Raw genomic sequence first — 25572 nt, 5'->3', positions numbered from 1 at the left:
TTTCAAATTATTCTTGATTTTTTTCCTGTGACAAAAACTCCTCTTGAGAAGCCCTAGTAAAAGAACGCAATTCCTTCCATATTTCCAAAGTGATAATACAGGTAATTAGCCACACCAAACCAGCAGTATAACCAGCAATAACATCGGTAGGCCAATGAACTCCTAGGTAAAGCCGGCTCAAACCAATAGCAGCAATTAAGACAACTGTCAAACTGTAAATCGACCAGCGCTGCTTGGGAAATCGTACACCCAAAAAATATCCTAGCAAACCGTAAATAACCATTGAAATCATTGCATGACCGCTAGGAAAACTGTAAAATGTGACATTAACAACACGCTCCCAAAGTTGAGGTCGATCGCGGGCAAAAAGTTTTTTTAATAGTAAATTTAAACCGATCGCTCCACCACCCGCGAGCGCAATAGTTGCAGATTCAGATCGGTGATTGCGCGCTAGCAAAATAATACCCAACGTCAGACAAATCACTAGCAGCAAATTCGGTTCGCCCAAAAAGGTAAATCCCAGCATTATTTGATCGCGCAAGGGAGTGTGCAATTGCCTCAGAGCGAGTAAAATAGAGGTATCGAAAGCGTAACTTTCTTTTTCCAACACCTCTTCGGCAATAGTGGCAAATCCCCACATCGCCAAAGCCGCAACCGCAAGCCCGGCCAGCCGAATTATCGAAATGAGCGATCGAATTTTAGAACCCATTCTTGAACTAATTAAAATTTTAAAATTTCTAACTCAAAATAATACAACAAAGATAGGAAACGAAAACGCCTTACCCATCGTCTAGATTCTTGAGCAACTCTATTCTGAATGATTAATTGATTTTTCACTACCCACCTCAGCTTTTACATCCAATCGGCGAATGACTATACTCTCCACAAAATACATTTCTGCAATTTTGTTGACCTTGGGGTTGACAAGTCTTTCTAGCTGTGCTACTAACAGCGGAGTAAGTGCCCCGATCGCCGAAGCCAACACGATCGCCCAGCGTCTCGTTTCTTCCGCAGTCGCCCAAAAGCCCAACAACCCGCAATTCGGTCAGCCGATCGACTGTACCCTCGGCAAAGACTGTTTTGTATTGCTGTATTTCGATCGAGAACCCGGCCCCACCGCCGTCGATTTTGGCTGCGGGCGCCAAACCTACGACGGCCACGACGGCACAGATTTTGCCATTCCCGATGCCAAAGCAATGGCAAAAGGAGTTCCAGTTATTGCCTCCGCAGCAGGCAAAGTTTTGCGAGCACGAGATGGTGTGGTCGATCGGCGTTTACAAAACGATACAGAAAAAGCCAATCTCGCAGGCACAGAATGCGGCAACGGCATGGTAATTGACCACGGCGGTGGTTGGGAAGCCCAATACTGCCACCTCCGCCAAGGCAGCGTTGCCGTCAAACCGGGTACGCAGGTAGAAAAAGGCACTGTTTTGGGCATGGTGGGAAACTCTGGGATGGCATCTTTCCCCCACGTACACGTAACTTATCGCTATCAAGGCAAAGCCGTAGATCCCTTTGTCGGACCCGACGCGAAGGTAGGCTGCAACATCGCCCGCAATCCAATTTGGGACAAGCCTCTAGACTATATTTCCACAGGTTTAATTAGGGCTGGTTTTGCCAATAAGCCGCCCGATATCAACGCTGTCTGGGAAGGACAATTTTCCGAAACTCAACTCCCTGTAAACAGTCCAGCTTTGTTGTTTTGGGTGCAAAGTTACGGAGTGCTCAAGGGCGATCGGGAACAATACAAATTATTTGCACCCAACGGCACAACCATCGCCGATCAGACCAATGAAATTAAAGCCCCCAGCCGTACTTGGTTGGGTTATGTCGGCAAAAGAAACAGTACAAATTCTCCTCTGATTCCGGGAGTTTGGCGGGCCGAATACCGGTTGATGCGAGGCGATCGAGTTTTGACAGAAGTCAAGCGAGAAGTTGAGTTGCGTTAGTCCGTTGACTGTTGACTGTTGACTGTTGTCACTAGGGAAAAGTAAAAAATATTAAAAATAGGACATTCTTCCGAAGATTATTTCAGCAGCCAGCCAAATAATTCTCCGACACTCAACCGCAGTTCGCTAGCGAAGGACGGCACAGGTAGCAGCATTTCGGGTTCATCAAATACTGCTGTCTGTTGCTGGGGAACATAAACAAAAACGCATTGTTCGTCGGGATCGATCAGCCAGCCCATTTGAGTTTGATGATTTAAGCAGTGCAGAATATTTTTAGTAACTTTAGTTTGACTTTGGTCAGGCGACAAAATCTCAATTGTCCAATCAGGAGCTATGGGAAAGACATTAGCAATTTCGCCGTTATCATCGGCGGGAATTCTGTTCCAGACAAATACTGAAACATCAGGCACTGTTGACCTTCCGCCAAAGGTACACCGGAGTTCAGGAAATGCTCGTGCAACTTTTTTTGGTTTTAATATAGTGTTAATGAAAATAATTAGTTCACATTGAGTCGCACTGTGTTTCCCTTGTGGCATTGGCTTCTGAATAATTTGATTATCAATGTATTCGCTGGCCGGTTTGGTTTCGGGTAGTTGGAGAAACTCTTCTAAAGTTAAGGATTTTAATCTTGTTTGTACCATTTTAAGTTCACCTCTAATGAAGTAGATCTTTTAGCAGCAGTCTAGTAATCAGGCAAATTGTTCCAAGCTTGAGCCACAATGTCGCTCAGCCATAGCCTCTGAGCAAAATCGAGCAGATTGTCGTCGGCTAGTACCTCAGCCTTCAATTCATCCAAAGACTGAGATCGCGATCGAGCTATTTGAATCACACCCGCGATCGCCGACGCCACCAATTCTTCATTCAGCGGCTGCTGCCGCAAAGCAATCATTTCTTGAGGATTCGTAGGAATGGGATAATTCATAGGAGTGCATACCGAAGGGAGTAGATGTTCAGCCGCTGTGGGGCTTCCGGCGAATCAGCTAAAAATCTGAGAACACTGTAAACTTATTTAAAACTAAATAAGTATTCGGGAGTATAGCCTACTTTGCTCCCTTGTCAACTCCCCCATCTTTATTAATTTATTCAGAATTGAGAGCCTAATCATGCAAGAAATTCTTTATCTAGAAGTTCCGACACCGGATACAGCAGCAGTCTGCACTTGGTTGCAGCACGAATTCGATCCCGGAATGGGAGAAAAAATTATTACTGCTGACGGCTTTCGCCTGCTTTCACCAGCCACAACAGCCGAGGTTCAGAAGTCTGGAACTCAAAATGCCAATCCAAAACCCGCCTTGGCTGACACCAATTCAGGAAACCAAAATTGGCGATCGACAGAACTTTCCACCTTTGTCTGGTCACTGCAACGCACCACTTATTTAAAAGTCTTTCGTCTAGAAGAGGCGCCTGCGGGAGAAAAAAAGTTCCTGGAAGCTCTGAATCTTGCTGTAAGAAACAAGTTTCCCGATCGCTACCGGGAACCCCCTGTCATAGACCTCTCCAAGCAGTCAATTTTTGAGGCTCTTGCCCCCTATTACCCCTTGACCGTCAAATACTTCCAAAAAATGCCTAATGGCGAATATGACCTCAAGCGCGTCTACTGGTGGGAACAGCGTTGGCGCGAAGGCACTCGCAATCCTCAAACGCCAAAACAAGTAGTGTTTTTGAAGGAAGAGGGTTCGGCAACGGATTCTGTAACGGATTTAACGGATGTAACCGATGTTAAGAAGAAGGTAAAAAGTACAGTTTCGGTGTCTGATTCTGGCGATACTTTTTACGACTTAATTTATATTGGCGGGGCCTTGGGAGTGATTCACGCCGCAGTCATGGCGAGATTGGGCTACCGGGTGCTGCTAGTTGAGCGAATGCCTTTCGGGCGGATGAATCGCGAGTGGAATATTTCGCGGGACGAAATTCAAAGCTTAATTGATTTGGGTTTATTTACTGCTGCAGAAATCGAAACTTTGATTGCCAGAGAATACAAAGATGGCTACAACAAGTTTTTTGATGCTAACAATCCGTTCGTGGCTAAAGCGCCTGTTCTGCACACACCAAAGGTACTCAATGTAGCTTTGGACGGAGAGAAATTGCTGAATTTAGCGGGAGTTAAGCTAACAGAAGCTGGTGGAGAAATCTGGGACGAAACTGAGTTTATCAGAGCAGATGTTGAAGCAGAAAAAGTAGTAGTTCAGGGCCGCCACTTGCCGACAAAAGCCGATCGCACTGCATTAGGACGGCTGCTGGTGGATGCAATGGGGTCGGCTTCTCCCATCGCTTGGCAATTGAACGAAGGGCGGACTTTTGACAGCGTTTGTCCGACAGTGGGAGCAGTCATCGACGGAGGATTTGAGCCGGGAATATGGGATTCCGATTACGGGGATGTACTCCACACTCACGGGGACATTTCCCGCGGACGCCAGCTCATTTGGGAGTTGTTTCCCGGCGCCGGCACAGAACTGACAGTTTATCTATTTCACTACCACCAAGTACATCCAGAGAATCCCGGTTCTTTGCTGGAAATGTACGAAGATTTTTTCGCAATTTTGCCGGAATACCGCCGCTGCGATGTCGATAAATTGGTTTGGAAAAAACCGACCTTTGGTTATATTCCTGGGCATTTTAGCAGCAACAGCAGCGATCGCTCCGTGGCGATCGATCGCCTAGTCTCGATCGGCGACGCAGCATCCTTGCAATCTCCCCTCGTTTTCACAGGCTTCGGCTCTCTTGTCCGCAATCTTTTCCGCTTAACAGACCTGTTGGATACAGCATTAAAGCACAATTTGTTGACGGCAAATCACTTAAACCAAATTCGCGCCTACCAGAGCAATATTTCAGTAACTTGGCTATTTTCTAAAGGCATGATGGTTCCTACCGGCAGCAGTTTGCCACCCCAAAGAATTAATTCAATGCTCAATACCTTTTTCGGTATTTTGGCAGCACAAAAACTCGCCGTCGCCGAAACTTTTATTAAAGATAGAACCGACTGGCTAACTTTCAATCGACTGGCGATCGAAGCAGCCGGAAAAAACCCTTCTCTCCTTTTGTGGATTTTAGATTTTGTCACCTTGGGGGATATTTGGCGCTGGCTGGGAAGTTACTTGAATTTTACTCTGCTGGCTTTGGCCAGTTTGCTATTCGGATGGCTTCCCAGTTTCGCCCGCAGGGTACAACCTTGGTTGGAACCCCGGTATCCGGGTGTTTGGCTGTGGCTGTTGGCTACCAGCTATGCTCTCACCTATGGCATGGGAAAGGGGAGAAAAGAGTGTTGAGTTTTGACTTTTAACTCAAAACTAGCAACTTCAGTTCGCTATCGAAAACTCGGCAATTCAATTTCAGCTAGCGATCGACGTTTTTTAGAAGCCCGCAGCGGACTGGCAATCAAACTCAGCCAGTCTGGTTGGGCGACTGCTGTAGGTTTTGCCACACTCGATCGCACTTCTTGAATGCCAAAGGTTTCAACGGAGTTCAAAATTTGAAAAGCCCTGGCCAATTCTTGGGTGTCCTCTTTGGTAGCAGTTTCGGCTTCAGACTCAGCCACCGGCAGTTCAGGTTCCGCAACCGGTTCGGCCGAGTCAGTTGCTGGCTCATCAGGCTGGTAGGTTTCGATCTCCTGCAATTGAATGACGGATACTTGGGCTAATTTGTTGAGTTCCTGATTGGCTGGGGCTTCAGGCTCGATCGCCTCAACAGCAGCAGCTACCTCTGCAAGCTCTTCTGGTTCCGACCAAGGTTGGACAGGGGAAGCGTTGAAGGCTGGCGGCACCGGCATCTGAGAGCTTTTGACCGCCGCGAGCAATGATTCTAATTGTGCGCTGGCGGTGTCCAGATTATTGTCAGGCTGCTCGATCCTCGGCGACTTTACCTGCGGCCTGTCCAAACTTCTTTCCAAGGCAGCTTTGAATTGCAGAGTGTGGCGCTGCTGGCGCTGCAAGCGGGCTCGCAATTCCCTGCAAATATTTTCTGTGGCTACTAACTGGTGTAACTGTTCGTTGTAGCGCTGCACAGTAGACGCACATTCTCGCTCAACAGTCGCTAGCCTGACTTGGCTGGTTGCCAACTGATTTCTTAAACTTTCGACTAAAATTTCTTGACTTTGGAGGGTTTGATGGGAAACTTCCACTTTGCCAAACAGCCGCGTCAATTGTTCTTGAGCATTTTCGAGTTCTGCAGTCCGCTGTTCTAGCAAAGTTTCGCGATTCTGCAAGGTTTTTTGGGACTCTTCGAGAGCTGTTTCTAGCTGGGCGATGCGCTGTAAAAGGTCGCGGTTGCATTCGTGCAGCGCTTGCATAAGGGTGACTGGGGTCGATCCTTTGCCCTTGGCCTGTTCGGCATTCCCAAGCATATTTTTTAGATTGTCTGAAATCGGGGGCGAGCCCGCCTCAGTCGGCTGTGTCGGAGATTGCGAATTTTTTGTTTCCGGTTTTGTGGGAATTGCATCTACGCTGATGGCGTTGGGAAAATCTACTGTTTGCCAGTCTTCTTCTGGCTGTTGGGGAACGGTTGCGGGAGTGTCTGTCTCATCGGGGGCGATCGGCTCAAAACCCCCAGTAGCAGCAAAATCTGAATGCAATGGTTCGGTATCGGATGGAACAGCAGGGTGCGGTTGGTGCTGATGGGCTCGAAGATCAGCTTCTGACATGGCTTTTTATCCCAATACTCACAGGGTCTCAGATACAGTCTATCCTTAGAGATTCTACAGAAGGAAGCCCCTAAGTGATAGTTTTGGCATTTTTCCGGTTTTTTCGGACAATAACCTCTGAATCGAGTGGCGCGATCGAACTACAACCAGAACTCACATTCAGGCGTAAGATGCGCCTGTAAGTTTTTCGCCCAGAGTCCTATCAAAATAATTTTTCCCGATCTCTAACGCACTGTTTCGGCATCCGGGCGATCCCTAAGCTTTAACAACTGCACAATGTTTGTCAATAATTGCTGGAACTTCTGCCGGTGCAATGCGGCTGTAGCGAGTTTTGTCCGGCATCACCACTATATTTGGGCCGGCTTTACACTGTTTGAGACATCCGGTTCCCTGTACTGTCACTTTGTCTTCTAAACCGCGCGCATTCAAAGCATTTTCTAAAGCTTTACAGACTCCTCCAGCGCCCCGCTTCTGGCAGTCTGATTTTTGACATACTAATATTTTGGTTTGGGTTTTTGCCGGAGCTTTTACAGTTTGAGCTGCTGTGGGAGAGGTTACTTGGGTTTTGCCGATCGCGCGATCGTCCGATGTCAATAACCCAATAGGTACATTGGTGGAGTCAAGGTGTTCGTGCGATCGATCATTTTGACCTTGAGCCAGCTTGAGGCTGCGAGCTTTAAGTTTTATTTTACCGTTTTTCAAATTGAGTTCTTTCTCACCTACAACTTGAACTCTCAACCCCGGTGTCAAAATAGGCGACAGAAATGACCGCAATTCCTTGCAAAGTTTAACAAGATATTCTACTCCGCGATCGCTACTAATTCGCAAATATTTAAGTTTACAGCCATCTTCAATAATCAGGCCGAGGATTTCTCCCTCTAAACTGAATTCAGAAACTTGCTTGCCAGACTTATACATTGTTATAACTCCTTTAAATCCGTTACATCCGTTACATCTTCTACATTGCTCGTTGCCGAACTTCCTTCTACCTTTAGCCCCTTTGCCAGCAGTATTCCAGCCACTGCACCAGTTCGTACCGAGGGGCACTGACTTGCCTCAACACGCTCATTAACTGAGCCGCTTGTTTAACAGTGTTGACTTTTGCCCGCAAAGGTTGGTCAACCGCACACCAGCAGGGAATTTCTAGTTCTTGCAAGCGTTTGTAAACTTGCCACCTATCTAGCCAACTAACTTGCACAATGTCACAAACTTCTAATTCTGGATCTGCTGGATTCATTTTTTAACAACAGTAATAATTTGCATTAATTTTTACCCTGACTGGTAGCGGGTAGAAGTTAAAAGCCAGATTTCAGCAGAACATCAAGGATTATCAAAAGCCCTTCCTGAAAAATTCTGCCTTTTGCCTTCTGCCTTCTGCCTTCAGAAGGTTCGCCCCCTTTTCAGGAAGCGTTCAGAACGAGGATCTTGTTCAAGCATAACCCAACTGCTAATAATTCTCAATAGGTTTACAAAAAAAAATTCCTACTCTATAAAATCTTCTACTATTGAGGCAGACTCTGCTTGACTGGTAAATTTACGGTGCTAGACTGACTCTATTGGCAACAAAACTGCCTATTGAGAGGAGAACACACATGACTGAGACTCAGAGTGCATTAAGACCGTTTGGCCACATAGCCGAAAACCCAGTTCTACTGGAACATTCAGTCACAGCACCGATTTGTGAAGGAATGAACGCGCTGCTGGCCAGTTTTCAGGCTCTATACCTGCAATATCAAAAACATCATTTTGTGGTGGAAGGGGCAGAATTCTACTCCTTGCACAAATTCTTTGAAGAAAGCTACGGAGAAGCTCAAGATAGCGTCCACGAGTTGGGCGAACGGTTAAACGGGTTGGGCGGCATACCAGCAGCTAGCTTTAGCAAGCTAGCTGAGTTGTGCTGTTTTGAGCCGGAAGCCGACGGCGTATATTCCTGCCGCCAAATGCTAGAACACGATTTAATTGCGGAGCAAGCTATCCTCGGTTTGCTGCGCCGTCAAGCAGGGCAAGCAGAAAGTTTGGGCGATCGAGCTACGCGCTACCTCTACGAAAAAATCCTGCTAAAAACAGAAGAGCGGGCTTATCACATTTCCCACTTCCTCGCCCCCGATACCTTAGTGCAGTTGAACTTGAACTAACAATTCTTCTTCTCCCTCTTCCTTAGCACACGTGGCACCGGCGTCTCGCCTGTGAATTTTGACAGTTCATTATCTTAGATCGAAAAAAAAGCGAGCAGTTTTGTGACTGCCCGCTTTTTTATACAAAGTGCGTTTATCCGCAGGGAATTAAGGCGCTAAAGCATTCCCGCGCAACAGACTACCAATGGTTTTCGCGGTAATCTTCATCTGCACGAAAGGATTAGCGGGTACCACTGTTTTATACAAGTAACTATCGAATGTGAGTTTCTGCACATCGCGATCGGCACACATTTCCACAAAAGCTTCGCGGGTAGCGTCGGAACGGTAGAACACGCGCTGCAAAATGTCAAGAACTTTGTAAGTAATGCCGTAGGCTTTATCCCACCGCTTCAGGTAAATCTTAATTTCCTCTTCAGTCGGAATGCGCGCGCCTTTATTGGAAATCTCCACAATAGTTTCGGCGCACATCCGGCCAGACTTGGCGGCAAAATAGATACCTTCGCCAGAAGACTTGGTAACGTAACCTGCAGCATCGCCTACGAGAGCAACTCGGCCGACAACCCGGCGGGGACGCGGATGTTCCGGGATGGGGTGAGCTTCCACTTTAATAATCTCACCGCCCATCAGTTTTTTGGCAGCGCGGGCGCGGATGCCCGCTTGCAGCTTTTTGATACTGGCTTGATTGACTTTCATCGTGCCGGTGCCGACGGCTACGTGGTCGTATTTGGGGAACACCCAAGCGTAGAAGTCGGTAGATACGTCATCGCCGACGTACATTTCGGCTAAGTCGTGGTAGTAAGCCATTTTATCTTCCGGCAGGCGGATGCGCTCTTGGAAGGCGATCGCATAATTGTAATCACCAGCGTCGATCGCCTTTGCTACGCGAGAGTTAGCGCCGTCAGCCCCGATTACCAAATCCACCTTCAGAGTTTTCTGAATTCCCATTGCGCTGCCGTCGGAGTGGTCGGCATAGTGGAGAGTATAGGGGTCTGTATTATTGCCGGGAATTTCTAATTTGTGAACGGTGCCGTTAATTAGTTTTGCACCCAAGGAAGCGGCCCGATCGCGCATGAAGCCATCGAGAACTTCGCGGCGGCACATACCGATGTATTCGTGGGCGTTTTCAATATTGATGTCCACCTCGACGTTGGAGGGGGAGATCATTTTCATTTTTCTGACTTGGCGGTCAATAATACTTTGCGGCAAGTCAAATTCGCTGACCATGCACAGGGGAATCGCCCCACCGCAGGGTTTGGCGTTGTCTAATTTACGCTCGAATAGGTATGTTTCGATGCCTGCTTTTACCAGTGTTTCGGCGGCGGAAGAACCCGCAGGGCCTGAACCTACTACTGCAACCCTTAGTGTCAAAGCTTTTCTCTCCAGTTTTTTTCTATAGGCATTACTCAGGTGTGATGGTATCACGGAGTTTGGATGCGGTGGGGTGAAGCAGGGGAGATTTCAATGAAATGAAACAGAGCTTAACAGTTCGATACGAAAATCGGGTTTCGGGCAGTAGGTGCGATCGAATATCTTAAATCTTTCAGTGTAGATGAAGGTGGATGGACGGTGATGTGCGATCGAACATTTTGCACCCTCCGTCAAACCACTGTAGGGGCGGGTTCGCCAACCATCAGTGCCTAAAACTAATAATCTCGTAAACCCGCCCCGACCTCGCCGATCGCGGTTAATCAACCGGACTTGATATGATGTTCGATCGGGATACTCGGTGAGAACTGAGATGTTGCACCAATGTCAATTGGGGGTTTTTAGTGGGGTGGGGCGGGTTTATTTTAATTGTTGGTGAGAGTTAGAGATGGTTGGTGAACCCGCCCCTACTTTACCCGAATGGTGCAACATTTTACTTAGAAGCAGTCCAATAAGTTACATTAAAGTTACTTGCAGTTATATCTAAAATTCTTATGCTCGGTAATTTTCAACAAAGCAACCTGCGGATTGAGCTTGAAGCTTCCGAAACAGCGATTAGAGACAGCTTGTTGCGTCCGAGTCAATTGCAGCAGTGGCTGTGGCCGCAGCAGTTGTCTAGCGGTTTGCCAGAAGAATTTGCTCAAGGTTTGACCTTTACAAGTTGGCTAGGCCCCGTGGCAGTTCAGCATCACGTTGATATTGTTGAGCACAATTGTCTGCGGCTGTTATTGAGTCAGGGAATTGACGGATTTCACGAGTGGTATTGGGGCGATGGTTGGGTGCAGTCTCGGTTGGAAGGAGTTTCGCTGCTGCCTCTGAATTTGGGGCAAACTGCTAGTTTACTTCGGCTGCGGGAGTTTGTAGCCGGGAAGGGTAAGCGGAAGTAGATCAATGACTCTCCAAAATCATGAGAACAAAGTCTGGTAGTCCTGCATACCAACGAAAAATCCTAAACATTTTTAGGGGTAAAGAAACTTTGTAATCATGGATAAAATACCAGAAGATACTCACATGATTGGATATCTTTATAGATAGATGAAAACAAAGTCTTTCTTGCCAAACGAGATATCCTTTGCTGAAGGGTGTTATTGAATCTTTCCATATCAGAAGTTTTGCCAGTATCTTCCCCCAGAGATTTGTGTCGCTGGGGATTTTTTTTTGAGCCTGCCCAAAAATCTGTATAATAGACGGCACATTGTCTGTCCACTACTGGGAGGGAATCCCAAAAACCTTTAGCACCCATTTCAACTCGACTTCCTATATACACCCCTAGAATTTCTTTGCTTAAGGCATCAATTGGCCCGCTCTTTCCAGTGCTTGTTCCCCTTATTTCCTAAAAACGACTACATTTCATCACATTGGATCGTTAGCTTGCCTGGTTTTTTTGACTTTACTTGAACTTTCCGGGGGACTCATGCTAATTGTTGAAAAACAAGTATTGGAACCAGCGGGGGGACACCCTCGTGAATTTGACAATCGCCACTCAAGATATTTTTTCTAATAAAAGCCGATCGCTCAATTTTTTGTTTCTTCTGAAATCCTTTGATGTCTGGGGTTTTAAACAAACTGCCTGTGACAATATATACATTCAAAATTTTGCTTAGCGCTGGGGGTGGGACAATTTTTAACGATGTTTGGATAACCGAAACGGTGACAATTCATGGAGTTGAGAATTAACAAGGCTTAGGTACGTCGCATGATAACTCCTTACCCTTACTATGCCAGACAACCTGAAAGCCACTTCGCTGCCGAAAAACTAAGAGTGTGTTATAAAAACATAATTTGTTCCTTTCTAAAGCGCTATTCTCGATACAACGAACCCGGTGTGTTTTGACTTCGCGTTAATTATTACAAGAAAAATAAATATGCTCTCCATTCCAGGCATTGCCGTCCAGAAGCTGCTTTACGAAAGTGCTAACTCTCTGGTTTACCGGGCCCTTCGGGAAGCGGATCGCCAACCGCTCATCCTCAAACTTCTCAAAGAGAGCTACCCGACACCTCAAGAATTGCTACGCTACCGCACCGAATACCGTATCACCCGAGAGCTGAAAGAGGCGGGAGTCGTGCAAGTTTATGACTTGCAAAAATACCAAAACAGCCTGGTGATTTTTGTGGAGGACTTTGGCGGGGAATCCTTGAAAATATGGATGCAGCAGCGAAAGTTTAGCCTCAAGGAATTTCTGCAAATTGCGATCGCTGCCACTGAAACTTTAGGGCAAATTCACAGCACCAATATTATACACAAAGATATTAACCCTTCTAATATAGTATTCAATCCAGCGACCGGACAGCTCAAAATTATCGACTTTGGCATTTCCACTCAGCTAACGCGAGAAATGCCAACCCTGAAAAACCCCAACATTTTAGAAGGAACCCTCGCTTACATCTCGCCGGAACAAACTGGTAGGATGAATCGCTCTATCGATTACCGCACTGACTTTTACTCACTCGGTGTCACCTTCTACGAATTGCTGACAGGAAAACTCCCTTTTGAAACAGAAGACGCTTTAGAGCTAGTTCACTGCCACATTGCCAGACAACCAGTTTCCCCGCACGAAATCGATCCACAAATTCCCCTAATTCTCTCGCAAATTGTCAGCAAGCTGATGGCAAAAAATGCGGAAAATCGCTATCAAACTGCATTGGGTCTTAAGCAGGACTTAGAAATCTGTCTGGTTCAATTACAAGAAACCGATAGCATAGAAGAATTTGACTTGGGAACGCTGGATCTTACAGACCATTTCCTGATTCCCGAAAAGTTATACGGCAGAGAAACTGAAGTTGATAATTTATTAAAAGCCTTTGAAAGAGTTCGTAATGCTAGTGCCGAAATGATGCTAGTAGCTGGCTTTTCTGGGATTGGTAAAACCGCAGTAGTTAATGAAGTTCACAAGCCGATCGCCCGACAGCGTGGCTATTTTATCAAAGGCAAATACGACCAATTTCAACGCAATATTCCCTTTAGTGCATTTGTGCAAGCATTTCGGGAATTGATGGGGCAATTATTATCAGAAAGTGACGCTCAGTTACACAGATGGAAAACCATGATTCTCACCGCAGTAGGCGAGAGTGGGCAAGTCTTGATTGACGTAATTCCTGAATTAGAACACATCATTGGCGCTCAACCTCCTGCACTAGAATTGTCCGGGAGTGCCGCCCAAAATCGCTTCAATCTGCTGATGCAGAAATTTGTGCAAGTATTTACCACCGCCGAACATCCCTTAGTGATGTTTCTGGACGATTTGCAGTGGGCAGATTCCGCATCTTTGAAGTTATTACAACTGTTGATGGAAGATACGGGCCATCTGTTAGTATTGGGTGCTTATCGGGATAATGAGGTATCACCGGCTCATCCGTTTATGTTGACTGTGGATGAGATTGTGAAGTCTGGGGCAGTGGTGAATACGATTACCCTGCAACCGTTGAGTTTAGCAGATCTAAATCAGTTGGTAGCAGATACGCTGATTTGCGATTTATCTTTAGCCGGGCCCCTGACAGAATTGGTTTATCAAAAAACTCAAGGAAATCCATTTTTCTCGACTCAATTCCTCAAAGCGTTGCATGAAGATGGTCAAATTATTTTTAACCCTCCTCAATCCCCCACCCCCCTTTCATCCCCCCTTACCAAGGGGGGACAGAGGGGGGTACAAGGGGGGTGGCAGTGCGATATTAATCAAGTTAAATTTGCCGACGCCTCGGATGTGGTGGAGTTTATGGCGGCGCAATTGCAAAAGTTGCCTGCCGAAACTCAGGATGCCCTCAAACTGGCGGCTTGCATTGGGGCGCAGTTTGATTTAGAGACATTGGCAATAGTCAGCGAAGAATTACCAGAACAAACGGAATCAACGCTGTGGAAAGCCTTGCAAGAAGGACTCATTTTAGTGCTTTCAGAAGGCTATAACTTCATTCAAGCAGATGCTCAATCCCTGAATCAGTCTGTTGCTAATCCCACTTATAAGTTTCTGCACGATCGCGTCCAGCAAGCGGCTTATTCATTGATTCCCGACGAGCAAAAACAAGCCACTCATCTGAAAATAGGACAGTTAGTGCTACAAAGTTCTTCTGAGATAGAAATCGAAGAAAAAATATTTGATATTGTGGGGCATTTAAATCAAGGAATTGAGTTAATCAATCAATTAAGTGAACGCTCAGCCTTAGCCCAGCTAAACTTAGAAGCTGGACGTAAGGCTAGAAATTCTACCGCCTACGCTGCGGCAAATATCTATCTACAAACGGGAATTGAGTTACTGACAGCAAACTGCTGGCAAAGTCAATATGAATTGGCGCTAAATCTTTATGTTGCTGCTGCTGAAATTGCCTATTTGAATGGTGACTTTGATGGTATGGAACAGATGGCAGCACTGGTTTTGCAAGAAGCTCAAACAATTTTAGATCGAGTTAAAATTTACGAAATTAAAATTGCCGCTCAGACAGCTCAGAGCAAGGTGTTAGAAACGATCGCAGTAGCAAGAGAGGCACTCTTACAATTGGGGATTGAACTCCCTGCCGAACCTGATGAAGCCAAGATTGGCAAAGCGCTACAAGCCCTTGCGGCTCTCCTCGGCGGCAGAAAGATTGAGGAATTGGTTGATCTACCTGTGATGACAAATCCACAGACTCAGGCAGCTATGCAATTGTCTGGTATGTTGTTTCCACCCATTTTCCAGGGAATGCCCGGTTTGCTGCCCCTGCTGAGCTCCACGATGGTGAGTTTATCACTCTCCTTTGGAAATGCGCCCCCATCGACGGTGGGTTATGCGATGCACGGGATGGTTTTCTGTGCCTTTTTACAAGAGGTGGAAACGGGCTATGGCTTTGGGCAATTGGCACTTTCATTGCTGGATAGGTTGAATGTACCCGAATTAAAGTCCACAGTTCTACTTTTGTTTGGTGGCTGGATTCAGCATCGCCAAGAATCTCTTTTGGCAACGATACCGACGCTGAAAGAGGGCTATAGGTTTGGTATGGAAACCGGCGACTTTGTAGATGCTGGCTACAACATATATATTTGCTTTTATACTCATTTATTCGCTGGTGTAGAACTAGACACTTGGGAACAAGAAATAGCAGGTTACAGGGCTGTCATGGCGCAGTTGAAACAATATTCTGCTCAGATTTATTTGGATATGATTCAGCAGACGGTGCAAAACTTGAGGGACACCCATACTCGGCCGGATTTGTTAATAGGCTCTGCCTACGATGAAACGGTGATGATTCCCAAGCACTATCAGGATAATGAATTTACGGCGATCGCCTGTGCCTGCATCTTCAAACTGCTGCTTGCTTACTGCTATGGCAATTATACGGCTGCCCTAGACCATATTTCCCAAGTCAAACAGTATTTGATGGGAGTATCTGGATCGGCTTTTGTTCCCATTTTTCATTTTTATGCTGCCCTGACGCACCTGGCACTTTTTCCCACACAGCCAGCAATTGAGCAAACTGAAATTCTTGGCTTAGTGGAAACCCATCAAAGCACGCTGCAACAGTGGGCGCAAAATGCTCCGATGAATTATCTGCATAAATGGTATTTAGTGGAAGCAGAACGCTATCGAGTTTTGGGCAATAAAGCTGAGGCGATTGAAATGTACGATCGCGCAATTTCGGGAGCCAAAGAAAACAAATATGTTAATGACGAAGCCCTGGCCAACGAACTAGCAGCCAAATTCTACTCGGAATGGGGCAAAACAAAAGTTGCTCAAGCCTACATATTTGAGGCGTATTATTGTTATGTTGAATGGGGAGCCACTGCTAAGGTAACGGATTTAGAAACGCGATATCCTCACTTATTCGCGGTAACTCAACCGGGAAGGAAAAACACTCAAACTACCGTAGCAATGACAACGACTGGTTCGGGAAATCACCTAGATATTGCCGCAGTCATGAAGGCTTCTCAGGCGATTTCTGGAGAAATTATGCTAGATAAGCTACTGTCTAGCTTGATGAAAATTTTGATGGAAAATGCAGGGGCGCAACGAGGCTATCTAATTTTGTTAAGCCAGGGACAACTGTTCATTGAAGCTGAAGGAACCATCAATGACGAACTCGTCACTGTGTTGCAGTCAATCCCCGTTGAAACCTGTCAAGAACTTTCTTCCGCAATTGTCAATTATGTGAGTCGCACTCAAGAAAGCGTGGTACTAGATGATGCTGCGCGATCGGGACAATTTACCAACGACGCCCACATCCGAAAGCATCAGCCCAAATCAATTTTATGTGTGCCACTGATTAACCAATCTCAAATCATTAGTATTGTTTACTTAGAAAATAATCTGACAGCGGGAGCTTTTACCCCTGAAAGAGTGGAACTATTAAAAGTATTATCTGGACAAGCAGCTATCTCGATTCAAAATTCTAAGCTTTATACAGAAGTACGCGAAAATGAAAGCAGGCTGGCTCAACTCAACAAAGCTTATGAGCGATTTATTCCCCATCAATTCCTCCAGTTTTTAAAGAAATCAAGCATTATTGATGTGGAATTGGGCGACCAAGTGCAGTTAGAAATGTCGGTGTTGTTTTCCGACATTCGCGACTTCACCACGCTTTCGGAAACTATGACGCCGGAGGATAATTTCAAATTTATAAATTCTTATCTTTCTCGCATGGAACCAGTCATTAATGAAAATCACGGGTTTATCGACAAATATATTGGCGATGCGATTATGGCGCTGTTTAGTGGCGAGGCGGATAATGCGGTGAAAGCGGGAATTGCTATGCTGCACCGTCTCGCTGAATACACTCAAAACCGCGCTAATTCGGGCTATGCGCCGATTCAGATTGGGATTGGGATTAATACGGGTTCTTTGATGCTGGGAACTGTGGGAGGACCAAATCGCATGGACGGGACGGTCATCAGCGATGCGGTGAATTTAGCTTCTCGTGTGGAAAGTTTGACAAAAAATTATGGGGTGTCGCTGTTAATTACGCAGCCCACTTATGGGCGCCTGAAAAATCCTTCCCAGTACGCAATCCGCACTCTCGATACGGTAAAAGTCAAGGGAAAATCTGAAGCTGTGACGATTTATGAGGTGTTTGATGCAGATTCACCAGAAATTAAACAGGCGAAGTTAGCTACGCTGGAATTGTTTGCAGAAGCTAGGGCACTTTACTCGGAAGGGAAGTTATTTGAAGCGGCGCGGCTGTTTTCCGAGTGTTGGCGTCAGAATCCGGGCGATCGCGTTGCTAAAATTTACTGGGAACGCTGTGAGTCTGCATTGTTGACTCGCACAAAAATCAAAGACAGGCTACACAATTTACATTAAGCGGTTGCTATACCTGAAAATTACACCAAAAGTGCGATCGACTGTTGAGACACTCTACAAACTAGGCGATCGCGATCGGGGCTACCACAAAGTATTTGCAGGGTGCTACCGGAAAAACTAAACATTTGTTACAAAAACAAAAATTTTTCGTTTCTAACGCGCTATTGTATACAGAAAGCTGGTGCGTTTTGAGTTAGCTTTAATTTTTAGCAAAAAAAACCAATATGCTCTCGATTCCAGGCGTTGCCGTCCAGACACTTCTCTATGAAAGCGCCAACTCTCTGGTTTACCGGGCCATTCGGGAAGCAGATAAAGAGCCAATTATCCTCAAACTCCTCAAAGAAAGCTACCCCACACCTCAAGAATTGGTGCGCTACCGCACCGAATACCGCATCACCCAAGAGTTGAAAGAGGCGGGAGTCGTGCGAGTCTATGACTTGCAAAAATACCAAAATAGCCTCGTGATGTTTGTTGAGGACTTTGGCGGGGAATCCTTGACAATTTGGATGCAGCAGCGATCCTTTACTCTTGAAGAATTTTTACAAATTGCGATCGCCACAACTGAAATTTTAGGGCAAATTCACAGCGCCAACATCATCCACAAAGATATTAATCCCTCAAATATTGTTTACAACCCGGAAACAGAACAATTAAAAATTATTGATTTTGGCATATCCACTCAGCTAACGCGAGAAACGCCCACCCTGAAAAACCCCAACATTTTAGAAGGCACATTAGCGTATATTTCACCAGAACAAACGGGGAGAATGAATCGCACTCTCGATTACCGTACTGACTTTTACTCCCTCGGTGTCACCTTCTACGAATTGTTGACAGGAAAACTACCTTTCGAGACTGAAGATACTTTAGAACTTGTTCACTGCCACATTGCTAGACAGCCAGTTCCTCCGCACGAAATAGAGCCAAAAATTCCCCTAATTGTGTCTCAACTTGTCAGTAAACTGATGGCGAAGAACGCAGAAAACCGCTATCAAACAGCCGGGGGGCTAAAGCATGATTTAGAAATGTGTCTGCTTCAATTACAACAAACCGATAGCATAGAAGAATTTGACTTGGGAAAGCGAGATATTACAGACCGTTTCCTGATACCCGAAAAGTTATACGGCCGGGAAAGTGAAGTTGATAATCTATTAGCTGCTTTTGAACGGATTGCATCAAGACGATCGCCCCAGCCCCCCTTAATAAATGGGGCTTCATGTGACTCCGTTAGTAGGGGCGGTGCCCCCGTGCCCGCCCAGGGCGGGGGGGGATCGCATTTATCCGGCAGTGAAATGATGCTAGTAGCTGGATTTTCTGGGATTGGTAAAACCGCAGTAGTGAACGAAGTTCACAAGCCGATCGCCCGACAGCGTGGCTATTTTATCAAAGGCAAATACGACCAATTTCAACGAAATATTCCCTTTAGTGCATTTGTGCAAGCATTTCGGGAATTGATGGGGCAATTATTATCAGAAAGTGACGCTCAGTTACACAGATGGAAAACCATGATTCTCACCGCAGTAGGCGAGAGTGGGCAAGTCTTGATTGACGTAATTCCTGAATTAGAACACATCATTGGCGCTCAAAGTCCTGCACTAGAATTGTCCGGGAGTGCCGCCCAAAATCGCTTCAATCTGCTGATGCAGAAATTTGTGCAAGTATTTACCACCGCCGAACATCCCTTAGTGATATTTTTAGATGATTTGCAGTGGGCGGATTCGGCATCCCTGAAGTTGCTACAACTGTTAATGGAGGATAGGGGGCATCTGTTAGTATTGGGTGCTTATCGGGATAATGAGGTATCACCGACTCATCCGTTTATGTTGACTGTGGATGAGATTGTGAAGTCTGGGGCAGTGGTGAATACGATTACCCTGCAACCGTTGAGTTTAGCAGATCTCAATCAGTTGGTAGCAGATACGCTGATTTGCGATTTATCTTTGGCCGGGCCCTTGACAGAATTGGTTTATCAAAAAACCCAAGGTAATCCCTTTTTCTCGACTCAATTCCTCAAGTCGCTGTATGAAGATGGTCAAATTATCTTTGACCCCCCTGTGTCCCCCCTTACTAAGGGGGGAAGTAAAGGGGGGTGGCAGTGCGATATTGCTCAAGCTAGACTTACCCACGCCTCGGATGTGGTGGAGTTTATGGCGGCGCAATTGCAGAAGTTGCCGAAAGAAACTCAGAATGTTCTCAAGTTGGCGGCTTGCATTGGGGCACAGTTTGATTTAGAGACATTGGCAATAGTCAGCGAAGAATTACCCGAAGAAACGGAATCAGCACTCTGGAAAGCCTTGCAAGAAGGACTTATTATACTGATCAAAGAAGGCTATAACTTCCTTCAAACAGATGCTCAATCCCCTACTGAGTCTGTGGCTAACCCAATTTATAAGTTCCTGCACGATCGCGTCCAGCAAGCAGCTTATTCCCTAATACCCGAAAACAAAAAAAAAGCTACTCATCTCAAAATTGGACAGTTACTCCTACACAAATATTCGGACATAGAAAGAGAAGAAAAACTCTTTGATATTGTGGGGCATTTAAATCAAGGAATTGAGTTAATCAATCAATTAAGCGAACGAGAAGCCTTAGCCCTACTCAACTTAGAAGCGGGAGGTAAGGCCAGAAATTCTACCGCCTACGCAGCCGCAATGGTCTATCTGCAAACAGGGATTGATCTACTAACAGCCAACTGCTGGCTTCTTCAGTATGAATTGACCCTGAATCTCTATGTTGCTGCTACCGAAGCTGCCTATTTGAATGCTGACTTTGAGGGTATGGAACAGATGGCAGCATTGGTATTGCAAGAAGCTAAGACGATTTTAGACAAAATTAAAATTTACGAAATTCAAATCGCTACTCATGCAGCCCAGGGCAAGATGTTGGAGGCGATCGCAGTGGGTAGAGATGCACTCTTGCAATTAGGAGTTGAACTGCCTCCCGAACCTGACGAAGCTTTGATTAACAAAGCTCTACAAACCCTTGCCAGTCAACTCCAGGGAAGAAGGGTAGAAGAATTGATTAACCTGCCTGTGATGACCGATCTTCATACTCAGGCAACTATGCAACTGTTAGGAATATTAATTTCACCCATTTACCAGGGACTGCCAGAATTACTACCACTGCTTAGCTCGACAATGGTGAGTTTATCGCTCTCTTTTGGAAATGCACCGGCATCAAGCGAGGGGTATGGAATTCACGGTATAGTGTTGTGTAGTTTTTTGAAACAAGTAGAAACTGGCTATGCCTTTGGCAAATTAGCACTCTCATTGCTCGAACACTTTAATATTCAGGAATTCAAGCCCGTCATTTTAGTTCTGTTTGGGGCCATGATTCAGCATCATCAGGAAGCTATGAGAGCAGCGATATCAACACTGAAAGAGGGCTATACGGCTAGCATAGAAACTGGCGATTTTCTACACGCTGGCAACAACCTAGGTTTTTACTTTCATACCAACTTTTTCAGTGGGGTAGAACTGGATACCTGGGAACCCGAAATAGCAGCTTACAGTGCTGTCATGGCGCAGGTAAAGCAATATTCTGCTCAGGTTTATTTAGATATGACGCAGCAGATGGTGTTGAACTTGAGGGAAGACGGGATTCTGTCGGATTGCTTAATCGGCTCTGCCTACGATGAAACGGTGATGATTCCTAAACACCATGAGGTTAATGAATTCACGGCGATCGCTACTGCCTACATCTACAAACTGCTGCTTGCTTACTGCTATGGCAATTACACGGCTGCGATCGATTACATTGCTCAAGCCAAACAGTATTTAATGGCAGTATCGGGATTAGTTCTTGTTCCCATTTTCCATTTCTATGCAGCTCTGACACACTTGGCACTCTTCCCCACACAGCCAGCAATTGAGCAAACAGAAATTCTTGGCTTAGTAGAAATTGATCGAACCACCCTCGAAGAGTGGGCGCAAAATGCTCCGATGAATTATCTGCATAAATGGTATTTAGTTGAGGCAGAACGGCAACGGGTGTTGGGTAATAAAGCTGAGGCGATTGAAATGTACGATCGCGCCATCTTCCTCGCTAAAGAAAATCAATTTCTCAACGAAGAAGCCCTTGCCAACGAACTCGCAGCCAAATTTTACCTAGAATGGGATAAAGAAAAATTGGCTCAACTCTACATGATTGAGGCGTATTATTGTTATATCCAATGGGGATCTACTGCTAAAATAAAAGATTTAGAAAGGCGATACTCCCCCTTATTAAAACCTATTCAGGTGGGAACAAAAAACACTAAAGCTAGCGCAAAAGTTACGACCACTGGTTTGGCTACTAACTTAGATATAACCACAGTAATGAAAGCAGCAACCGCAATTTCAGGTGAAATTTTGCTGGATAAACTACTGTCTAACTTGATGAAAATTTTGATTGAGAATGCGGGGGCGCAAAGAGGATATCTCATTTTATCAAACCAGGCAAAGCTATTAGTTGAAGCTGAAGGATCCATAAACTCCGAACTCGTCACCGTGTTGCAGTCAATCCCCGTTGAAACCTGTCAAGAACTTTCCTCCGCAATTGTCAATTATGTGAGTCGTACTCAAGAAAGCGTGGTACTTGATGATGCTGTCCGAGAGGGACAATTTACCAACGACCCCTACATCCGAAAAAATCAGCCCAAATCAATTTTATGCGTGCCGCTGATTAACCAATCTCAAATTATTAGTATTGTTTACCTAGAAAATAACCTAACAGCCGGAGCTTTTACCCCTGAAAGAGTCGAACTATTAAAACTGTTATCGGGACAAGCGGCTATCTCGATTCAAAATTCTCAACTCTATACAGAAATCCGCGAAAGTGAAAACAGGCTGACTCAATTTTTAGAAGCAATTCCAGTCGGGGTGTCAGTGCTGGATGCTTCTGGCAAACCTTACTATAATAATCGTGTTGCTATTCAATTATTAGGTAAAGGAGTTATTCCTAACGTCACCAGCGAACAAATATCCGAGGTTTATCAAGTGTATAAAGCTGGTACAGATCGGGAATATTCCTCTGCTGAATTGCCGATTGTGCGGGCGTTGAGGGGCGAAAGTGCCACCGCTGAGGATATGGAAATCCACCAAGGCAACAAGATTATTCCGATCGAGGCTTGGGGTACTCCCATCTATGATGAAAAGGACAATATTTCTTATGCAATTGTAGCCTTTCAAGATATCACGGATCGCAAAAAAGCGGAAACAGAGCGAATCAGATTTACCGCTGAACTGTTTCTACTCAACAAAGCTTATGAGCGCTTCGTTCCCAATCAATTCCTCCAGTTTTTAGAGAAATCAAGCATTATTGATGTGGAATTGGGCGACCAAGTGCAGTTAGAAATGTCGGTGTTGTTTTCCGACATTCGCGACTTCACCACGCTTTCGGAAACTATGACGCCGGAGGATAATTTCAAATTTATAAATTCTTATCTTTCTCGCATGGAACCAGTCATTAATGAAAATCACGGGTTTATCGACAAATATATTGGCGATGCGATTATGGCGCTGTTTAGCGGCGAGGCGGATAATGCGGTGAAAGCGGGAATTGCTATGCTGCACCGCCTCGCTGAATACAATGAATACTGCGCTAACGCTGGCTGTGCGACGATTCAGATTGGGATTGGGATTAATACGGGTTCTTTGATGCTGGGAACTGTGGGAGGACCAAATCGCATGGACGGGACGGTCATCAGCGATGCGGTGAATTTAGCTTCTCGTGTGGAAAGTTTGACAAAAAATTATGGGGTGGCGCTGTTAATTACGCAGCCCACTTATGGGCGCCTGAAAAATCCTTCCCAGTACGCAATCCGCACTCTCGATACGGTAAAAGTCAAGGGAAAATCTGAAGCTGTGACGATTTATGAGGTGTTTGATGCAGATTCACCAGAAATTAAACAGGCGAAGTTAGCTACGCTGGAATTGTTTGCAGAAGCTAGGGCACTTTACTCGGAAGGGAAGTTCTTTGAAGCGGCGCGGCTTTTTGAAGAGTGTTGGCGTCAGAATCAGGGCGATCGCGTTGCTAAAATTTACTGGGAACGCTGTGAGTCTGCATTGTTGACTCGCACAAAAATCAAAGACAGGCTACACAATTTACATTAGACCTATTGCAAAATAATTTTATGTCATAGTCAAAAGTTTTACCCCTTTTCTATGGCTGGGTGCAATCTTAGCTCAACGCACTGCTCATTAGCCGATTCATTCCACCTATCACCTAAATTCGACTCAACCTTTAAGCCGTCGGTACGGGCAGGCTAGACACAAAAAACCCCACAAAGAAGCATTATGGAGTCCTAGTTATTTTGCTGTTTCTGCTGGAGGTGCGTAAGAAAGAAGTTTTGAAGGAGTATATCAGAAATCAAGAAAAGCCGGCCACAGAAGAAGGGGCTTGCATCCCATTTTTTTGGTCAGTCCTTTCCTATTTAGTTTTTATTTTGCCTGCATTTTTTGCCGAATCTGCTCTCCGCGCCTAGCAGCAACTTGTGGCCAAGTCAACTCCAAAGCTCGCTGGCGGGCGGCGGCTCCCATTTTAGCGCGCAAATCAGGAGAATTAGATAGTTGGCGCAGTCCCTCCACCCAGGCGTCAGTATCGTAGGGAGGAAGAATTATGCCGTCAATGCCATCACGCACAACACCGCCTCCTCCCATCGGTGAAGCCAGAATAGGCAAACCATGACCCATCGCTTCATAGATGACGAGTGGGCTACCTTCCTCGAGACTGGGTAAGGCAAAAAAGTCAGCTTGGCGATAGGCAGAACTGTAGTCCAAAGCATAATCAAAGTGAACTACATCAGAACGTTCCAGCAAATGGCTGCAAGTTTGAGCGATCGCCGGTTCGAGTCTGCCAAAAATAGTCAGCTTTCCCTTAATCCCAGCTCGCTCCCAAGCCTGCAACAGTAGGTGAACCCCTTTGCGGACGCAGGCAAAGCCTAGGAAAAGGACGTTAACTTCCTCTGAAGGCGGTTTTTGGAATTGATAATTGGGGAAACGCTCTGGCGACCAACCTTCAGTGGTTAACAGCAGTTTTTCTTCAGGAACTCCGGCGTCTTGAAACGATTTTACTACTGCCGGACTGGGACAAAACAGGAAGTCAACTAGCTTGAGTTTTTGCTCTTCGTTCTTAATTGTTTCTGGGGTAATTGTGTGTTGAGGTTGCAATTCCAAGCGAGAGTAAGCATCGTCAAGGATACTCTTAGCTTGCCTTTGACAAGTATTAACTCGCTCCAAAAAAATCGGCTTACTCTGCTTGTTAACGCTCTTTACAGTATCTACTGAGAGACCGGGCCACAAGTAGGCAACATCAAAATTTTTGATATCTTTGAGAAAACGCTTCTCTGCCTTAATTTTGGGAGCACTATGGCTGCTGTAATACAGTTTTTTCAGCAATGACGGAATTGCTTCAACTATATTTGAGTAGCGACAGGAGCTATCGCAACTCGGGACAACCATGCGAGCCTTCAGCTCAGGGTTTTGCCATTGTTTGCACACTGAAAAAAATACGTGGCTGATGGCTCGGTCATTGCAATGGATTGGGAATAAAGCACTCAGTTTTAACATGGGATTCATCTTGAGTTAAGTAAAGTTTTTTTACTTGTTTCTAAACACGGATATAGAATAATCCGGCTCGGTTTAGAGACCAGTCTCGTTTGATTGAAAAGTAGATTCGGCAGTCTGACAGTGGTTGTATGCTGATAAGATAACATTTAAGTGAATTCACTGACAAGACCCTGAACCAAAAATTATGTAATTTTACTGTAAAGAATGAAACAGGAGCATCCAAAACGCACTAATAATTTTTCCCATATGTTTGGCGTCCTACTAAATAGGGTTTTCCAAGCGTTTTAGATAACGTGGTGATTTAAATGGCTGCTACACATACTCTCATCCCGGCTCTTACGCACTAAGATAACCGACCGGGTATTAAGCCGGATTTGCTAAGTAATACCACATATAAAAACAGAATACGGAGAACCTCAACTTCGCGCCTAGTTGTCGGGACTCTAAAAGCGATCGGATTTTATGTTTAATTAAAGCGAGCTCCCAATCATTACCCAATACGCTTGGGTTAAGGAATGAGAATTAAATAACTTCCACAAGATTGTGGGATGGGCGTCCCGCCCGTCATGAGTGGACGGGCGGGACGCCCATCCCACAATAACAATTAAAATTGTAAGT

The 25572-nt window shown here is 45.5% G+C and carries 14 protein-coding genes and 2 pseudogenes; 7 read left to right on the top strand and 9 right to left on the bottom strand.

Annotated elements, in window-relative coordinates:
* Positions 1 to 7: 7 nt before the first annotated feature.
* Positions 8 to 709, bottom strand: coding sequence for a phosphatase PAP2 family protein (locus tag QUB39_RS05245; protein ID WP_333208273.1), 702 nt, complete (start codon positions 707 to 709; stop codon positions 8 to 10).
* Between the two features lie 160 nt (positions 710 to 869).
* On the opposite strand from QUB39_RS05245, the gene QUB39_RS05240 reads away from it, so the two are divergent.
* Positions 870 to 1949: a M23 family metallopeptidase gene (locus tag QUB39_RS05240; RefSeq protein WP_333057699.1), complete on the top strand. Its 1080-nt coding sequence runs from the start codon at positions 870 to 872 to the stop codon at positions 1947 to 1949.
* Positions 1950 to 2026: 77 nt separating this feature from the next.
* On the opposite strand, the gene QUB39_RS05235 is transcribed toward QUB39_RS05240, so the two are convergent.
* Together QUB39_RS05235 and QUB39_RS05230 are read right to left on the bottom strand one after the other, a co-directional pair.
* The gene (locus tag QUB39_RS05235) at positions 2027 to 2590 is read right to left on the bottom strand and encodes a Uma2 family endonuclease (protein ID WP_333057701.1); all 564 of its coding nucleotides are present in this window, start codon (positions 2588 to 2590) and stop codon (positions 2027 to 2029) included.
* Between the two features lie 41 nt (positions 2591 to 2631).
* A complete protein-coding gene (locus tag QUB39_RS05230; RefSeq protein WP_333057703.1) occupies positions 2632 to 2871 on the bottom strand; it encodes a hypothetical protein in 240 nt (79 codons plus the stop codon).
* Positions 2872 to 3052: 181 nt separating this feature from the next.
* Between QUB39_RS05230 and QUB39_RS05225 the strand changes: the two genes are divergently transcribed.
* Positions 3053 to 5215, top strand: a complete 2163-nt coding sequence (locus tag QUB39_RS05225) for a flavin-dependent dehydrogenase (RefSeq protein ID WP_333057705.1) — start codon at positions 3053 to 3055, stop codon at positions 5213 to 5215.
* Positions 5216 to 5253: 38 nt separating this feature from the next.
* On the opposite strand, the gene QUB39_RS05220 is transcribed toward QUB39_RS05225, so the two are convergent.
* The 3 genes from QUB39_RS05220 to QUB39_RS05210 form a co-directional block, all read right to left on the bottom strand.
* A complete protein-coding gene (locus QUB39_RS05220) occupies positions 5254 to 6585 on the bottom strand; it encodes a hypothetical protein (protein ID WP_333485023.1) in 1332 nt (443 codons plus the stop codon).
* A gap of 255 nt (positions 6586 to 6840) precedes the next feature.
* Positions 6841 to 7503, bottom strand: coding sequence for a (2Fe-2S) ferredoxin domain-containing protein (locus tag QUB39_RS05215; RefSeq protein WP_333057708.1), 663 nt, complete (start codon positions 7501 to 7503; stop codon positions 6841 to 6843).
* Between the two features lie 73 nt (positions 7504 to 7576).
* Entirely contained in the window at positions 7577 to 7822 is a 246-nt protein-coding gene (locus QUB39_RS05210; protein WP_333057709.1) for an Asr1405/Asl0597 family protein, read from the bottom strand.
* 355 nt (positions 7823 to 8177) lie between these two features.
* Here QUB39_RS05210 and QUB39_RS05205 point away from each other — a divergent pair, with 355 nt between their 5' ends.
* Positions 8178 to 8720 carry a Dps family protein gene (locus QUB39_RS05205; RefSeq protein WP_333208277.1) on the top strand — a complete coding sequence of 181 codons (543 nt, stop codon included), beginning with the start codon at positions 8178 to 8180 and terminating at the stop codon, positions 8718 to 8720.
* A gap of 147 nt (positions 8721 to 8867) precedes the next feature.
* Here the strand turns inward: QUB39_RS05205 and chlP are convergent, their stop codons facing one another.
* Positions 8868 to 10088: a geranylgeranyl reductase gene (gene chlP, locus QUB39_RS05200; protein ID WP_333057710.1), complete on the bottom strand. Its 1221-nt coding sequence runs from the start codon at positions 10086 to 10088 to the stop codon at positions 8868 to 8870.
* A 551-nt stretch (positions 10089 to 10639) separates the two neighbouring features.
* On the opposite strand from chlP, the gene QUB39_RS05195 reads away from it, so the two are divergent.
* Complete coding sequence (locus QUB39_RS05195; protein ID WP_333057711.1) at positions 10640 to 11032, top strand: hypothetical protein; 393 nt, start codon at positions 10640 to 10642, stop codon at positions 11030 to 11032.
* Positions 11033 to 11111: 79 nt separating this feature from the next.
* Here QUB39_RS05195 and QUB39_RS05190 read toward each other — a convergent pair.
* Positions 11112 to 11807: pseudogene (locus QUB39_RS05190) on the bottom strand (IS1 family transposase); the annotation flags it as partial.
* Between the two features lie 203 nt (positions 11808 to 12010).
* On the opposite strand from QUB39_RS05190, the gene QUB39_RS05185 reads away from it, so the two are divergent.
* The 3 genes and pseudogenes from QUB39_RS05185 to QUB39_RS05175 form a co-directional block, all read left to right on the top strand.
* Positions 12011 to 17407: an AAA family ATPase gene (locus QUB39_RS05185; protein WP_333485022.1), complete on the top strand. Its 5397-nt coding sequence runs from the start codon at positions 12011 to 12013 to the stop codon at positions 17405 to 17407.
* 224 nt (positions 17408 to 17631) lie between these two features.
* A complete protein-coding gene (locus QUB39_RS05180; RefSeq protein WP_333485021.1) occupies positions 17632 to 23499 on the top strand; it encodes a protein kinase domain-containing protein in 5868 nt (1955 codons plus the stop codon).
* Between the two features lie 133 nt (positions 23500 to 23632).
* A pseudogene (locus QUB39_RS05175) lies at positions 23633 to 23771 on the top strand (transposase); the annotation flags it as partial.
* Positions 23772 to 23826: 55 nt separating this feature from the next.
* Here the strand turns inward: QUB39_RS05175 and QUB39_RS05170 are convergent.
* Positions 23827 to 24846, bottom strand: a complete 1020-nt coding sequence (locus tag QUB39_RS05170; RefSeq protein ID WP_333057714.1) for a glycosyltransferase family 4 protein — start codon at positions 24844 to 24846, stop codon at positions 23827 to 23829.
* Between the last annotated feature and the right edge of the window lie 726 nt (positions 24847 to 25572).

It is taken from the genome of Microcoleus sp. AT8-B5, from assembly GCF_036705565.1.
Classification (GTDB): domain Bacteria; phylum Cyanobacteriota; class Cyanobacteriia; order Cyanobacteriales; family Microcoleaceae; genus Microcoleus.
This window is presented reverse-complemented; position numbering and strand designations above follow the sequence as displayed.

Bases quoted from the DNA above. Each gene is read 5' to 3' on its own strand.
- QUB39_RS05245 (WP_333208273.1), bottom strand. From the start codon at position 709: ATGGGTTCTAAAATTCGATCGCTCATTTCGATAATTCGGCTGGCCGGG.
- QUB39_RS05205 (WP_333208277.1), top strand. From the start codon at position 8,178: ATGACTGAGACTCAGAGTGCATTAAGACCGTTTGGCCACATAGCCGAA.
- QUB39_RS05180 (WP_333485021.1), top strand. From the start codon at position 17,632: ATGCTCTCGATTCCAGGCGTTGCCGTCCAGACACTTCTCTATGAAAGC.
- QUB39_RS05220 (WP_333485023.1), bottom strand. From the start codon at position 6,585: ATGTCAGAAGCTGATCTTCGAGCCCATCAGCACCAACCGCACCCTGCT.
- QUB39_RS05215 (WP_333057708.1), bottom strand. From the start codon at position 7,503: ATGTATAAGTCTGGCAAGCAAGTTTCTGAATTCAGTTTAGAGGGAGAA.
- QUB39_RS05230 (WP_333057703.1), bottom strand. From the start codon at position 2,871: ATGAATTATCCCATTCCTACGAATCCTCAAGAAATGATTGCTTTGCGG.
- QUB39_RS05225 (WP_333057705.1), top strand. From the start codon at position 3,053: ATGCAAGAAATTCTTTATCTAGAAGTTCCGACACCGGATACAGCAGCA.
- QUB39_RS05235 (WP_333057701.1), bottom strand. From the start codon at position 2,590: ATGGTACAAACAAGATTAAAATCCTTAACTTTAGAAGAGTTTCTCCAA.
- QUB39_RS05185 (WP_333485022.1), top strand. From the start codon at position 12,011: ATGCTCTCCATTCCAGGCATTGCCGTCCAGAAGCTGCTTTACGAAAGT.
- QUB39_RS05195 (WP_333057711.1), top strand. From the start codon at position 10,640: ATGCTCGGTAATTTTCAACAAAGCAACCTGCGGATTGAGCTTGAAGCT.
- QUB39_RS05240 (WP_333057699.1), top strand. From the start codon at position 870: ATGACTATACTCTCCACAAAATACATTTCTGCAATTTTGTTGACCTTG.
- QUB39_RS05170 (WP_333057714.1), bottom strand. From the start codon at position 24,846: ATGGTTGTCCCGAGTTGCGATAGCTCCTGTCGCTACTCAAATATAGTT.
- QUB39_RS05210 (WP_333057709.1), bottom strand. From the start codon at position 7,822: ATGAATCCAGCAGATCCAGAATTAGAAGTTTGTGACATTGTGCAAGTT.